General features: G+C 35.5%; 15 protein-coding genes. 9 read left to right on the top strand and 6 right to left on the bottom strand.

All coding sequences use genetic code 11. The features are described from left to right. Nucleotides 1-20 precede the first annotated feature (20 nt). Nucleotides 21-1,964 (top strand): threonine--tRNA ligase, encoded by a 1,944-nt coding sequence (gene thrS, locus JDW14_08055; protein ID QQD65237.1) that lies wholly within the window; start codon nucleotides 21-23, stop codon nucleotides 1,962-1,964. A gap of 150 nt (nucleotides 1,965-2,114) precedes the next feature. Here thrS and JDW14_08050 read toward each other — a convergent pair whose 3' ends face one another. Beyond that, nucleotides 2,115-2,456 carry a helix-turn-helix transcriptional regulator gene (locus tag JDW14_08050; protein ID QQD65236.1) on the bottom strand — a complete coding sequence of 114 codons (342 nt, stop codon included), beginning with the start codon at nucleotides 2,454-2,456 and terminating at the stop codon, nucleotides 2,115-2,117. Nucleotides 2,457-2,686: 230 nt separating this feature from the next. Here JDW14_08050 and JDW14_08045 point away from each other — a divergent pair, with 230 nt between their 5' ends. Beyond that, nucleotides 2,687-2,917, top strand: coding sequence for a helix-turn-helix transcriptional regulator (locus JDW14_08045; GenBank protein QQD65235.1), 231 nt, complete (start codon nucleotides 2,687-2,689; stop codon nucleotides 2,915-2,917). 142 nt (nucleotides 2,918-3,059) lie between these two features. Continuing rightward, on the top strand, nucleotides 3,060-4,187 hold the full coding sequence (locus JDW14_08040) for an ATP-grasp domain-containing protein (GenBank protein QQD65234.1): 1,128 nt from the start codon (nucleotides 3,060-3,062) through the stop codon (nucleotides 4,185-4,187). Between the two features lie 88 nt (nucleotides 4,188-4,275). Here the strand turns inward: JDW14_08040 and JDW14_08035 are convergent, their stop codons facing one another. Both JDW14_08035 and JDW14_08030 read right to left on the bottom strand, forming a co-directional pair. Next, nucleotides 4,276-4,944, bottom strand: coding sequence for a DsbA family protein (locus JDW14_08035; GenBank protein QQD65233.1), 669 nt, complete (start codon nucleotides 4,942-4,944; stop codon nucleotides 4,276-4,278). A gap of 96 nt (nucleotides 4,945-5,040) precedes the next feature. Then, nucleotides 5,041-5,628, bottom strand: a complete 588-nt coding sequence (locus JDW14_08030; protein QQD65232.1) for a CYTH domain-containing protein — start codon at nucleotides 5,626-5,628, stop codon at nucleotides 5,041-5,043. Between the two features lie 225 nt (nucleotides 5,629-5,853). Between JDW14_08030 and JDW14_08025 the strand changes: the two genes are divergently transcribed. The 5 genes from JDW14_08025 to mgtE all read left to right on the top strand — a co-directional run bounded on the left by JDW14_08025 (nucleotide 5,854) and on the right by mgtE (nucleotide 10,541). Further along, the gene (locus JDW14_08025; GenBank protein ID QQD66539.1) at nucleotides 5,854-6,480 is read left to right on the top strand and encodes a GTP pyrophosphokinase family protein; all 627 of its coding nucleotides are present in this window, start codon (nucleotides 5,854-5,856) and stop codon (nucleotides 6,478-6,480) included. 16 nt (nucleotides 6,481-6,496) lie between these two features. Next, nucleotides 6,497-7,351, top strand: a complete 855-nt coding sequence (locus JDW14_08020; GenBank protein ID QQD65231.1) for an NAD kinase — start codon at nucleotides 6,497-6,499, stop codon at nucleotides 7,349-7,351. Between the two features lie 247 nt (nucleotides 7,352-7,598). Further along, on the top strand, nucleotides 7,599-8,207 hold the full coding sequence (locus JDW14_08015) for a thioredoxin family protein (GenBank protein ID QQD65230.1): 609 nt from the start codon (nucleotides 7,599-7,601) through the stop codon (nucleotides 8,205-8,207). Between the two features lies 1 nt (nucleotide 8,208). Continuing rightward, complete coding sequence (locus JDW14_08010; protein QQD65229.1) at nucleotides 8,209-9,105, top strand: RluA family pseudouridine synthase; 897 nt, start codon at nucleotides 8,209-8,211, stop codon at nucleotides 9,103-9,105. A 71-nt stretch (nucleotides 9,106-9,176) separates the two neighbouring features. Further along, nucleotides 9,177-10,541, top strand: coding sequence for a magnesium transporter (mgtE, locus tag JDW14_08005; GenBank protein QQD65228.1), 1,365 nt, complete (start codon nucleotides 9,177-9,179; stop codon nucleotides 10,539-10,541). Between the two features lie 201 nt (nucleotides 10,542-10,742). On the opposite strand, the gene JDW14_08000 is transcribed toward mgtE, so the two are convergent. The 3 genes from JDW14_08000 to JDW14_07990 form a co-directional block, all read right to left on the bottom strand. Then, nucleotides 10,743-11,783, bottom strand: a complete 1,041-nt coding sequence (locus JDW14_08000; GenBank protein ID QQD65227.1) for a S41 family peptidase — start codon at nucleotides 11,781-11,783, stop codon at nucleotides 10,743-10,745. Nucleotides 11,784-11,897: 114 nt separating this feature from the next. After that, nucleotides 11,898-12,905, bottom strand: coding sequence for a hypothetical protein (locus JDW14_07995; protein QQD65226.1), 1,008 nt, complete (start codon nucleotides 12,903-12,905; stop codon nucleotides 11,898-11,900). A gap of 125 nt (nucleotides 12,906-13,030) precedes the next feature. Then, nucleotides 13,031-13,579, bottom strand: coding sequence for a cysteine hydrolase (locus JDW14_07990; protein QQD65225.1), 549 nt, complete (start codon nucleotides 13,577-13,579; stop codon nucleotides 13,031-13,033). 146 nt (nucleotides 13,580-13,725) lie between these two features. On the opposite strand from JDW14_07990, the gene JDW14_07985 reads away from it, so the two are divergent. Then, nucleotides 13,726-15,096 (top strand): TrkH family potassium uptake protein, encoded by a 1,371-nt coding sequence (locus tag JDW14_07985; protein ID QQD65224.1) that lies wholly within the window; start codon nucleotides 13,726-13,728, stop codon nucleotides 15,094-15,096. Nucleotide 15,097 lies beyond the last annotated feature (1 nt).

Genomic DNA, 15,097 nt, shown 5'->3' with positions numbered 1-15,097 from the left:
AGCATTAGGAGGAAGAAAAAATGTCAAAGATTACGTTAAAATTTCCTGACGGAAATGAGCGTCAGTATCCAGTTGGTGTAACAACACAAGAAGTAGCAGAATCAATTAGTAAATCACTTGCTAAGGTTGCTTTAGCAGGTAAATTAAATGGGGAATTAATCGATTTTACTCGTCCGATTGAATCAGACGGTGCGATTGAAATTATTACCGATAAAAGTGAAGAAGCATTACAAATTATGCGTCATTCAACTGCTCATTTAATGGCTCATGCGATGACACGTCTATTTCCAGATGTACATTTTGGTGTTGGACCAGCAATTGATTCAGGTTTCTACTACGATACGGATAAAGAAGTCCAAATTACAGAAGAAGATTTACCAGCAATCGAAAAAGAAATGAAAAAAATTATTTCACAAAATTATCCGATTGTACGTCGTGAAGTATCACGGCAAGAAGCGTTAGAAATTTTTGCTAAAGACCCATATAAAGTAGAATTGATTAATGATTTACCTGAAGATGAAGTGATTACTGTTTACACACAAGAAGACTTTACAGACTTATGTCGTGGAATTCATGTGCCGTCAACAGGCAAAATCAAAGTATTCAAATTATTATCATTAGCTGGTGCTTATTGGAGGGGTAATTCGAATAATAAAATGATGCAACGTGTGTACGGTACTGCCTTTTTCAATCAAGCAGACTTAGATGAATTTATGCGTCTACGTCAAGAGGCACGTGAGCGTGACCACCGTAAATTAGGTAAAGAACTTGGTTTATTCATGGTGAGCCAAGAAGTTGGTTCTGGTTTGCCATTCTGGTTGCCGAAAGGTGCAACAATTCGTCGTATTATCGAACGTTACATTATGGATAAAGAAATTGCACTCGGTTATGACCATGTGTATACACCGATTATGGCGAAAGTCGATTTATATAAAACATCAGGTCACTGGGCACATTATCAAGAAGATATGTTCCCACCAATGGATATGGGTGACGGCGAAATGTTAGTATTGCGTCCAATGAACTGCCCACATCATATGATGATTTATAAAGATGATATTCATTCTTATCGTGAATTGCCAATTCGTATTGCCGAATTAGGTATGATGCATCGTTATGAAAAATCAGGTGCTTTATCTGGTTTACAACGTGTACGTGAAATGACTTTAAATGATGCACATATTTTCGTTCGTCCAGACCAAATTAAAGATGAGTTTAAACGTGTGGTTAACTTAGTTGAAGATGTGTACAAAGATTTCAACATTACTGATTATCGTTTCCGTTTATCTTATCGTGACCCTGAAAACAAAGAGAAATACTTTGACGATGATGAAATGTGGGAAAAAGCTCAAGGTATGTTGAAAGAAGCAATGGACGATTTAGGTTTAGAGTACTTCGAAGCGACAGGAGAAGCTGCTTTCTATGGGCCAAAATTAGATATTCAATTTAAAACAGCAATTGGTATCGAAGAAACAATGTCAACAATCCAGTTAGACTTCTTATTACCAGAACGTTTTGATTTGACTTATGTGGGTGAAGATGGATTAGACATTCACCGTCCAGTCGTGATTCACCGTGGTGTTGTTTCAACAATGGAACGTTTCGTGGCTTACTTAATTGAAGAGTATAAAGGAGCTTTCCCAACTTGGTTAGCACCAGTTCAAGCAGTTATTTTACCGGTTAACTTAGATGCACATGGCGACCGTGTTCAAGAAATTTATGAAACATTGAAAGCGAAAGGTTTCCGTGTGGAAATGGACTTACGAAATGAAAAATTAGGGTACAAGATTCGTGAAGCTCAGACATCTAAAGTACCATATCAAATCGTTATTGGTGACCAAGAAGTAGCAGACGGTACAGTTAATGTACGCCAATACGGTGCGACAAATTCAGAAACCCTATCATTTGATGCATTTGTTAGCCAATTAACAACAGAAGTAGAAAACAAAAGCCGTAAACTATAGTGAGAGAAAGGACGTTCTGCCACGAATCACTGGAGAAAGTCGCTGACGTGCGAGAATCGCACAGAAACGATTTTTGAAGTGGACGTCAAGAAAACTCTAGCAAATAGATGAACAACAAATAGCCTTGGAATCGTATGTGTGATTTCAAGGCTATTCTTTTGGGAATTTTTTGGAAAATTGCTCTACTAAATCGTAGACAATATCTTGATGCGTCTTTTCTATTGTGTTGTAATGATAAAGTAATCCTTGTGTATGGTCATCAGAAAAGTCGGCATGAGCAACATGAGGGTATTTGCTTGTCGATAGTCCACATAAATAGTCTAAGGATACTCTAAAATATTGTGCAAAACTGATAGCAGTAGAAATCGAAACATCAATGTCATTTTCGATACGACTAATACTTTGTTGCGACATATTTAATTCTCTAGCTAAGTCATCTTGAGATAGCTGGTATTCATTTCTTAATTTACGAATACGTTGACCAAACGACATAAAATCACCCCTTTATCTATTATTAATAATAGCGTACAAAGTTAATCAATCTCACTCTATTTAAAGGTAATTTTTACCAACTTAATAGGTATTATCAAACTTCATTAGTAATAAGTGTATTTTAATGAAAATATGTATAAAATAATCAAATGTGTAAAAATGTTGATATTGAAATATCGACAATATTATGATAAATTGATATTAAATAGAGATAGAGAGGGTGTTGAACAATGTTTCCACGTATCAAAGATTTAAGAGTATTATATTCATATAAGCAGCATTATGTAGCGAATTATTTAGCATTGTCACAATCAGCCTATTCTCGTATTGAAAATGGTAGTTCAGAAATTACAGGAAGTTTATTAATAAAATTATCTAATTTGTATCAAGTATCGGTCGATTATTTATTAGATAGTACTCAAATGAAAAATTCCAGTGAGAATTCTTCAGATATTGTATGAAAATAATGTGTGACGTAAGAGACGCAAGAGACGTAAGAGAATTAGCGAAAAAATGGGAATATTAACGAAAACATCTCGATTTTTACTGAAAATATGATAAGATAATGAGTGATGATTTAATCAGAAAAAGTGGGGTGTGAAAATGTCGGTGAAATATTATCCAGGAGCGACGATTGGTATTATTGGTTCGAGTATTGCGTCTGCTATTTTAGCACAAGAAGCAGGTCGTTTAGGGTATCACGTGGGAAGTTTGGTGCTTGTATCGGATAATCCTGTGCATCAATTTGCATCTTGGCAGACTATTGCTGAAAATTATGATGAGTTTGTTTTAAGCCAATTTGCAGAGCGAGTGGATATTGTCATTGCAGAAACAGGCTTACTTTCTCCTGAAGATTACCATGTCTTGAAAGAGATTGCTAATGTAGTATTGTCTGAAGATTTAATTTCGTTGGTAACGGATAGGTTACTTGAAAAAGTGTATCTTGATTCACTGCACTTATTGGTAGCACCTTTTTCATTAGTGACATCGCTAAGTGATATTAAAGAAGCGATTGAATATATCGGGTTCCCATGTATTTTAAAATCAACGAATCGTCATTTGCCTAATTCAGAAAATTCGGTGGTATTATATAGTGAAGATGACTATGAAGCAGCAGCACAAAAGGTTGAACATAGTTCATGTATACTAGAAGCATGGATTCCAACGATGAAAAAAGCTGTGATGACAGTGGTGCGAAATGACCGTGGAGAAGTATTAATTTATCCTATTTTTGAGCGTATCAATGCAGAGGGACGTTCGCAAGTGCGTTATCCGATAACTTTGCATTCAGCAATAGAGCAAGAAATCGAGCGAATTGGTCAATTAATTGCTGAATCTGTTGGCTTAATAGGTTCGTTAACGATTGAATGTTTAATTACATCAGCAGGTGTGGTATATGTGAATAAAGCGTCCGTCGGTTTGGCTGATGAAGCGATTTTTACTATAGGTTCGATGTCGGTTTCACATTTCGAGGCGATGATTCGCTCACTTGTCGGTTTACCTTTACCAACATTGCGTCCACGTAGTTTTGCAGCCATTTCTTTACAAGTGCAAGATTTGGAGATTGAGAATGTCTTGACGCAATATATGTTACGCACAGATTGGGGATTTGCATTATTTAACCCAGTCGGAAAACAACCAGAGGATTTAGTTGGACAAGTAATTGTTACTGGTGAATCAATTGCTAATTGTGAACGCCAAATTGAATTAACAGAATTAATTAAAAAGTAATAATAAAAAGTGTTGGTGAAATGAATCGCCAACACTTTTTTGAATATAGTTATTGCACTCCATAAAATAAAAATTCCATGGGTTAGTGCTATTTATTTTGTAGTAGAACTAAATTAGGTTTGTTGGATTGATTAATAAAATCATAACGAACCAATTCATCTAAATGTGAGATGATGTTGGATGCTGTGATATTTTCTTTTAAAAGCAATCCTTTTTCACCGAGGCGATGCTCAAACATAACTAATGTTGGAGTGCCTTCTACTGCCATTTCTTTAGCAATTTGTAAATCTTGGAAGACTAAGTCACGTGCATAATCTGACTCTAAATCTTCTTTAAAAGTCATCATATCAAGTCCCACCTCTTCGGCAAGGTCTAAAATAAATTGGTCTGAAAAACGTTCTAAGTAACCGTCAATTTCTTCTTGCATTCGCATTAAAAAGCGACGACCTTTTTTCTTACCTTGCATAGTAGCAGCCTTATAGGCCAATGATGCAAGGTAGACGGATTGATAAATATAATTTCGTGATGTTAAATCAGAACTTGGAATATTTAATTGTTTCATAAAATCAGAAACAATTTGTTGATTATGGAAACAAATGACATGAATATCAACATTTGTCGATATTTTCGTCAGTGTTTTTTGCAATTCGCACTCACAAACATAGCATTTCTGACCTAGAGGATTTACAAATAAATAGAATTCAAACACTTTGGGAACACCATTTGTCATATATTCAACTTGATAATTGGATTCCAAAATGATTTTCCCCCTCTTTTTCATTGATAGGTTTATACTATCAAATATAATAAGGGAATGCGAATGATATGCTCTTAAATATGAATTTTTTGTGAATTATTTTTGAGACAAGTAACGCAAAGCTCGAGCAATTTTTTTATCTGCAACACGAAACGGAATGGCTAAATCCTCTAATAATGTGTTAAATTCTGCCATGGCAGTGGTTAAGTCATCAGTTTCTAATTCGATTTCAAAATCCATGCTATCGCCATAGAAAGTTTGGTCAATGGCGTATTCACCATAAGGGACTTTGACAATCCAACGATTTGTTTTGATTGTGAGAAACGAGTATAATTCCGTATCAGTCGGCATTAATTGTTCTAATTGGTCACGAATAACGGCATCTTCTACTTGATAAACAGCGATAGATGCAGGTGCAGGTAGCTGTAAATAATTTTGTGCGTAGGTTAATTCCAATGAACGATGTGCATCGTGCTTTTGCTTAAATGTCCATTCGCTTGCCATGCTAAAATTACGCAGTCGTAGAGCTGCATGATGTTGTTTAAGCAATTGATTTTCAGTGTCATAGTAGGTATTTTGTTGCGACTGATAATCGGTTGCTGTTAATTGGAAATAATTTAATATTTGATAAAATTCCTCTTGCGTTAGTAATGATTTAATTTCCTGTTCAATCGAATAACTCATCTCAATCCTCCTGTTTAATCTAGTTAGCTTGGTTCACTTTAAGAGTGGTTCAAGTTAAAATGTCTGTGCTAACACGATGCTATATTTTGTAGTAATTTTAGTGTCAATTATACAAATTTTTCTGATAATAAACAATGACATTTCGTATAGATGTGGTAAAATAGACAGGGTGAGCGATACAACTCATCGAAAATAGACCAGGGATAAATGAGGTGTAGCGTCATGATTGAAGATAATTTTATTGAAGACTGGAGTCAATTTTTAGCGCCGTACGAACAAGCAGTAGAAGAGTTGAAATTGAAATTAAAAAATATTCGTAAAGAATATCGTTCAAGTCAACGCCATACGCCGATTGAGTTTGTCACTGGGCGAGTGAAAACCAAAGAGAGTATTTTAGAAAAAATGGCGATTCGCAATATTAAGCCAGAAGATTTTTTAATTGGAGTGCAGGATATTGCTGGTATTCGTATTATGTGCCAGTTTGTTGAAGATATTTATGAGGTGGCACATTTATTACAAGAACGCCAAGACTTTAAGGTATTGTTAGTGCGTGATTATATAAAAAATCATAAGGCAAGTGGTTACCGGTCGTATCACATGGTTGTTGAATATCCTGTTCAACGTGCCAGTGAAATTATTTCGGTTATTGTTGAAATTCAAATTCGTACATTAGCGATGAATTTTTGGGCAACGATTGAACATTCCTTAAATTATAAATATCGTGGAGAATATCCAGAAGAAATTTTATTACGTCTTGAGCGTGCGAGTGAAGCTGCGTTTATGTTAGACGAAGAAATGTCGGAAATTCGAGATGAAATTAGAGAGGCAATTCGTATTTTTGATAGAAAATAGAAAGCGAGTAGATATTATGCAATCCCGAGTATATGTGTATACGAATAACCAAACAGTATCGTTGCATTTGAAAGAAATGTTAATACACAAGATGAAAAAACGGGGCTTAATGATTGTAGAAGAGGGGCAACCATTCGATTATCTGATGACGATTGGTGGGGACGGTACTTTGTTATCTGCCTTTCATCAGTATCAATCATTATTGTCAACGATTCAATTTATCGGAATTCATACAGGTCACTTAGGCTTTTATGCAGATTGGCAATCGTATGAATTAGATGAATTGGTCGATAGCTTAATTTCTAGTAATCAAAAAGAGTCTGTTAGTTATCCCTTACTCGATATTGAAGTAACACAACAAGACGGAACGCTTACTCGGTACTTGGCATTGAATGAATGTTCACTGCGTTCCAATACAGGAACTATGGTGAGTGACATCTATGTGAAAAATCGTTTTTTTGAAACATTGCGAAGTGACGGCTTATGTGTAGCGACACCAACAGGTTCTACTGGATTGAGTAAATCATTAGGTGGCGCTGTGATGCATCCACGATTAGATGCGATTCAATTGACTGAAATGGCATCATTAAATAATCGAGTTTACCGTTCACTCGGTTCGCCGATGATTATTCCTAAAGATGAATGGTTTCGTATTGAACCGTCCATTCATGGTAAAGATAGCGTGTTTACATTAATGTTCGACAATGTGACATTGGAAAATCTTCCAGTACGCTCGATTCGTTTACAAATAGCGAATGAACGCATTCGATTTGCGAATATTCGCCATACGCATTTTTGGGATAGAGTAGAAGCGTCCTTTATCGGACGTAATTATCCAACGGAAACAAAATTAAATAATCATTTAAAATAGAGTGTGAGCGAGGGTGTTCTGACTTGGAACACTGGAAGAAGACGCTGACGTGCGTAAAACGTACAGATGTGACATCTGAAGTGGACGCCAAGTCAACCCAAGCGAACCAGAATAAACATAGTGTAAGCGAGGGTGTTCTGACTTGGATCACTGGAGAAAGTCACTGACGTGCGTAAAACGCACAGAAGAGACTTTTGAAGTGGACGCCAAGTCAACCCAAGCGAACCAGAATAGGAGAGTAGAAAATATGAAAAAATATAAATTAACTTTAATCGCTGCAGCGGCAGCATTTTTAGTGGCAGGATGTGATTTAGTTTCGCAATTAGGTGGTTCTTCTGTTGACATTAATCAAACTGTTACGGCAGAAAATCGCTTGGATAAAGAAGTGGTGATTCCAGAAGATACACAATTCAAGACAATGGCTCAAGCAGAAAAAGATAAATTATATGCTGAATTGGATAAAATTGAAAAACATTCAGAGGGGACAAAATCACCAATTAGTTATGCGAATGTGGAAGAAATTACATCAGATGCCGCTTATACAGATTTTATTTTAGGTACACAAAACGAGGTAGGCATTATTTATTTAGGCTTTGATGAGTGCCCATATTGTAAAGCATTTACGCCAAAATTAAGTCATTTAGCTAAAGAGTATGGTGTGAAAGTGCATTATTACAATACAAGAAAACGTAGTGATGATGCGAGTTACCAATCAATTATTGGCACGTATAATGTTGAAACAGTGCCACACGCATTTATTGTAAAAAATGGAGAGGTTGTCGATAAGATTAATCATGAACATACAATGAATGCTATTGAAGCCTTTGTTAAAAAAGTTGCTGAGTTAAACCAATAAGATGAAGTTTGAGTATAGTTGCCAACTGGAAGAACCAACGCAAATTAAGTATTTTTTTCATCACCTTGATTTGCCACGAGGATTTACAACGGCAGTGAAATTCGGTGGTGCGATTCTTTTGAATGGCAATCCTGTAACGGTGCGAGCGACAATTCAAAAAGGTGATACTTTAACATTAGTAGCACCTGATGAAAAGGGGCATGATACTGTGTTGCCGTCTTTTGAACCGATTGAGATAGTTTATGAAGACCGAGATGTATTAGTGGTTAATAAACCGGCAGATGTGGTGTCTATTCCGTCAATTAAAGACCCAGACAGTGCTATGGCAAATCGTATTAAAGGGTACTATGTTCAGCAACAATATGCAGACCAAGTGATTCATATTGTGACACGATTAGACCGTGATACGACTGGATTAATGTTAATCGCTAAACATCGACTTGCTCATGCCTATTTTGACCGCCAAATAAAGAATCGTGAAATCAAAAAAATCTATTATGCTATTTCAAGTCAAGCACAATGGGAGCCGCATGGATTAATTGATGCCCCGATTGCACGTAGTGAAGCCTCATTGATTACTAGACAAGTGCATGAAAGTGGTAAACAAGCACTGACAGAGTATTGGTTACATCAATCATTGTGCGATAGTGCCTTGTTAAAGTTACAATTGCATACCGGTCGCACGCACCAAATTCGTGTGCATCTTACTTATCAAGGTGGCCCTTTAGTTGGAGATGATTTATACGGTGGACCTTTAACACCGATATTAAGTCGCCAAGCATTACATTGTGGTGAATTACAGTTTTTACACCCTTTTACAAGGCAATGGATTGAATTAAACAGTCCATTACCACAGGATATGCAACAATGGGTAGATGAACATGGTTTAACTAACTAAAAATTTAAATAAAGTATAAAATGAGGTGAAACTGAAAGGGAACACCTCATGAGTGAGATTGGAGTGATTGCATGGAAGTATTTGAAAGAACATTTGAAGAGCATGTTGAAGTGATTCAGCAATTATTGAACAATAATCGCATGACACGCTTTCGTTCGGAATTTTTAGCATTGCATCAATATGACCAAGCGAAAATTTTTGAGGCGATAGCAGCAGATGAAAGACAAAAAGTCTATCAATATTTGTCACCGTCTGAATTGGCAAGTCTTTTTGACGCATTTGAAGCAGAAGATGTGCCAGTCAATGATTATTTTGAAGAGATGAATCCTAATTATGCTGCTAGTGTCTTAGGTGAAATGTATGCCGATAATGCCGTTGATATTTTAAATAATTTAACGGACAAAGAAAATGTTAAAGTGTACATGCAATTGATGAAACCGGAAAGTGCTCGTGAAATCAGTCAATTGATTAATTACTTACCAGACACAGCCGGTTCGATTATGACAACCGAATTTGTTTGGGTTGATGAAAACTTTACGGTTCGTGAAGCGTATGAGCATTTAAAAGAAGCTGCGATACAAGCCGAAACGATTTATTATATTTATGCAGTTGATGCGAATCGTCGCTTATCGGGTGTTATTTCGTTAAGGGATTTAATTATTAATGAAGATGCTCGTTTAATTAAAGATGTGATGAATCCACGTGTGATTACGGTTCAAGTGAGTGACGGACAAGAAGAAGTAGCTCGTATGGTGCAAGACTATGACTTGCTAGCTTTACCAGTTGTTGGTTTTGACCGAGAGTTATTGGGGATTATTACGGTCGATGATGTTTTAGACGTTATCCAAGAAGAAGCTGATAGTGACTACTCAGGTTTGGCTGCCGTTAATGTTAATGAAGAACATATGTCACCTTGGTCAGCAGCGAAAAGTCGTTTACCTTGGCTGATTACTTTGTTATTTTTAGGAATGGGAACGGCGACATTGATTAGTCAATATGAAGAATTAATTGCGTCTGCCAGCGTCTTGTCAGCCTTTGTGACGTTGATTACTGGTACTGCGGGTAATGCAGGTACGCAATCCCTTGCCGTAGCCGTCCGTAAGATTACGAATAAATCGGAAGACGATAATTTCTTCCAATCATTGATGTTTGAAATCTTAACTGGTTTGATTAAAGGGGTAATTGTTGGAGCAACGATTGCGATTGTGGCAGGGATTTGGCAAAAGAATCTAGTATTAGGTGCTATTATCGGTATTTCAATGGCGACTGCCATTTTTGTAGCCAACTTAGCCGGTTCGTTAATTCCAAAATTAATGGCACGCTTAGGCTTTGACCCAGCCGTTGCCAGTGGTCCTTTTATTTCAACTCTAAGTGACTTAACTTCAGTATTGATTTACTTCTCAATTGCCTCAGCCTTTATGCAATATTTGTTTTAAAAACATAGTTTGAGAAAGGAGTTTTTGGGATGAAGTTTCGTTGTGCGAGAAGCACACAATGAGATTTTATGAAGTGAATGTCGAGGTAGTCTTAGCGAGTCCCAAACTACATCAATAAATAATCAGCTTAGGAACATATGGACAAACATATCTTTCTAAGCTGATTTTCATTTTGGGGTAACAATAATTTATAAAATTAGTTTAGTCATTGCTAATCATTTCATTTAACCACTCAACCGCATCTTCCAATGGGGTTTCGGTTTCAACATCTGGTTTAAGAGGCTGCTTATCTTTATAAATTACTCCATTAATTTTAAAGTAACCAGTAGCTAGGGATAAAAAATAATTGTTTGGCAGCTTATAAGTTTCTAAGGGAGAGGTATAGCCACCAGTCATTTTTCCAAATGATTTGCTTTTATTACCATAAGATTCCTTAATCAAAATAGACATTATCTCACCTGCACTGACTGTACCTCCATTTGTCAGAACTGCGACAGGTACGTTTATTTTTTCAATTCGATTTATAGGGTAGTTTCTTTCTTTTTCTCGTGATGAAAGGAGCGTAGCATTTTTTAATTCAAAATAACCATTTTCCTTTTCGTCACTATTTACAAGGGCTAATAATTTACTTTCATCAAATAAAAAATTAGTAGCTTGAATCATAGTATGTAAGAAACCGCCATTATTATTTCTTAAATCAATAATAATCCCTTTAATGCTATTAGTATTACTTACCATATAATCTAGAACGGTATTGATATACTGATTATATTCTTTCGATTGATAGATTTTTTTGCCACTAAGCTCATCTGTGGAAAAAGACAATGTGCTTGGAATGGTGATATGAATGATACCATTATCTAACTGTTCAACGGTAGGATATTCGTAAAAGGCAGTATCAGTATAACTATTGTTTTGGGAGCTAGGAGTTACTCTCCGTAATTGAGAATGTGCTCCACCTGCTATGCGAACAGCGTCGTACAGGTCTAAATACAATGAAGAGTAAGACGTATAATTTGTATCGCTGTTTTTATGGTTCGAGTAAAACTCTTTCCACTCAGGTGTATTTTTATAAATTGCCTCTGTATTTAACACTTCTATAAACTCAGCAAAAAATTCATTTGGTGATACATCATTTTGTTCTTCGGCTAATACATTAACTGTGATAATAGTGAAAAATAAACTTAGAACGATGAATAATTGCTGAAAATGTTTTTTGTGTGTAAAAAAGTTGTGGTTCATTTAATCTCCCTCCTACTTATATTATAACCAAATTTTAATCAAACTGCTATTTTTTAATGTGGTGAAATAAATAGTGTCGGCAATTACTCACCAACACTAAAAATATGTTTATTCTTATTTTATCATTTCATTTAACCACTCAACCGCATCTTCCAATGGAGTTTCGGTTTCAACATCGGGTTCAATTGGTTCTTCTTTGTAGATTTTTCCTGTAATACTTTTAGGATAACCAACGGTTAAATTGACATAATAATTATCTTCAATTGGAAGATGATACATTCTGTTAGCTGACGTATATTTAGCTGTGTTTTTTCCAAATATTTTACTACTATTAGTATTGGCATCTTTAATCATAAGGCACAAAAATTCTCCAGCACTCCCTGTATTCTTACTTGTTAGTATCGCAACTGGAACATCTATTTTTTCAATTCTTTTGTCGTAAAATTCAACTTCGTTTTCGATTGTGTCAACGAGTGAATCTTTTTGTAATTCTATGTAGCCGATGTTTTCTTCATTCGCATTGACAATCTCAATTAGCTTACCTTCATTAAATAAGAAATTAGTAGCACGAATCATAGGAAAGGGGAAACCACCTGTATTATTCCGTAAATCAATGATAAATCCTTTAATTTTATCCTTGTTATTTCTTATATAATCTAATACGGTATTAATATAACGTTGATATTCTTCTAATTGAGTAATGTCTTTTCTGTTAAGAACAGCAGATAGATAGTTTTTTGTATTGGGTATAGTGATATGAATAATTCCATTATCTAATTCCTCAATGGTAGGATACTCATAAAAGTCAGCCTTTCTATTTTCAAATCCAGCATCTGCTCTTAATAACTGCGAATGTTTTCCACCAGCAATTTTAACAGCATCATAAAGGTCGAAATACAGTGAAGAAAAGGAAGTGTAGTTTTTATTAATTTTTTGGTAGTTCGTGTAAAACTCTTTCCACTCCTGCGAATCTTTATGGATTGCCTCTGTATTTAACAGTTCCATGAAGTCAGCGTAAAATTCATTCAGTGATTGTTCGTTTTGTTCTTCAGCAAATGCGTCTATCTTGATAAAGGGGAATAGTAGGAAAAATAGTATGAACAGTTTTACTAATTTTTTCATGACAAGCCTCCTCGCATTCTTTTAAATAAATTAACCTTATTTTATTCCTAAACCAGACCTAAATCAATATAACGTTAGAAAATAAAAATAGTGTTGGCAATTTTTTTACCAACACTAAAATAATATTAAACAATGGTTGCACCAAGTGAATCTTTAAAGTGGGACAGTGCCCATTGATGACCACTAGCATTGAAACTGGCTACACCTTTTTCGTGAATGACTAGTTTGAAATGTTGATTGTATGCATCAATGGCAGTGTGTAGAACACAAATATCCGTACACACTCCTACTAAGTGTAATTCTTCAATGCCACGTTCACGCAGACGTAGTGTTAAATCAGTTCCAGAAAATGCAGAATAGCGTGTTTTATCGAAATAAAAGACATGATTATAGGATTTAATCGATTGATAATAGGATTCTAATTCACCATAGAGTAGACGTCCTTTTGTTCCTTGAATATTATGTGGTGGGAATAGTTTAGTTTCTGGGTGATAGGGGTCATTTTGTTGATGTAAATCAATGGTGAAAGCGACCATATCACCATTTTCCACGAATTGTTTGGTTATATCAAGAATATATTGATGAATGTCCTGCCCTGGTTTACCACAAGTTAAGGCACCGTCATCTGCAACGAAATCATTTGTATAATCAATGTGAATCAATGCTTTTTTCATAAGATAACCTCCCGAAAGTGTAAAATTTATACTTAAAACTAATTGTACTATAACGATTTTAACTCTAGTATGCAATAAATACGTTTGAAAGAAAGGGTATTTTTTTGTATGATAGAACTATCAAAATAGAAAAGAGAGCCGTTAAAATGCGATTATTACTAAATCGATTAACCATTCCACAGAGATTAACTGCCAGCTTTGTTATTGTTATTTTTTGTGGCAGTATTTTATTATCATTACCTATATTTCACACTGGAAATGTTGGAACGACCTATTTAGACCATTTATTTACGACTGTTTCAATGGTTTGTGTTACAGGGTTAACGGTGATTACTGTGGCAGATACTTATAATTTATTCGGTCAGATGCTATGTATAGTATTGATGCAAATAGGAGGTTTGGGTCTACTTACTTTGCTAGCAGCGAGTACGTTTTATTTAAAGCAAAAATTATCATTAAAAGACCAATACACCTTGCAATCCAGCTTTAGTCATGAGTCCAATCAAGATTTAAAGGCTTTATTGCGTTCAATCTATCGATTCACAGCTATTGTTGAATTAGGGGCAGCATTATTACTGATGATTGATTTTATTCCTAAATATGGAATCTTTCATGGAGCATTTAATGCGATTTTTATTGCTGTATCAGCATTTTGTAATGCCGGTTTTGATAATGTGGGTAGTATTAGTATGCAAGGAGAAGTACTAAATCCTTTAGTAAATGGAGTGCTAGCACTCTTAATTATTTCAGGAAGTATGGGATTTATCGTTTGGTTTGAATTAATCGAATTGGTAAAAGAATATTGGCATTCAAAACCACGTGTTTGGCGATTAGTTTCACGCAAAATGACCAGTCATACTAAACTCGTTTTGTATTCAACACTAATTTTATTGGCAATGGGAACTGTCACAACATGGCTGACGGAACTACATAATCCTGCTACGATTCAACCGTATGCTTGGTGGCAGCAAGGAATGGTAAGTTTTTTTCAAAGCGTTACAATGCGAACAGCTGGTTTTTCGACGCTTGACTATTCATTGACTAAACCGAGTACTAATTTTCTTTATATGATACAAATGATTATTGGTGGTGCTCCTGGTGGAACTGCTGGGGGAATGAAAATTACGACTGCTGCCGTATTATTATTAATTTTTCGCTCTGAACTGCGAGGATTAAATGGCATACAGTTTCAGCGTCGTACAATTCATTCAGTAATTATTCGTCAAACGGTATCCATTGTCATTTTCTTTTTTAGTGTGTTAATTACTGGATATGTATTATTGCTCATAACGCAACCGGATTTGGAGCCGTTCGCTTTATTATTTGAGGCCTTTAGTGCCTTAGCAACGGTTGGCGTGACAATGAATGTAACGACGCAATTGTCCGTTACAGGTAAAATGATTATTATGCTCTTAATGTTTATTGGAAGAGTTGGACCGACTACGGTGTTATTGAGTTTAGCAATTAAAGCGAAAAAAGAAGTGCGTTATGCGAATACAAATGTTTATTTAGGATAAG

It is taken from the genome of Aerococcaceae bacterium zg-252, assembly GCA_016237705.1.
GTDB lineage: Bacteria > Bacillota > Bacilli > Lactobacillales > Aerococcaceae > Globicatella > Globicatella yangjingiae.
This window is presented reverse-complemented; position numbering and strand designations above follow the sequence as displayed.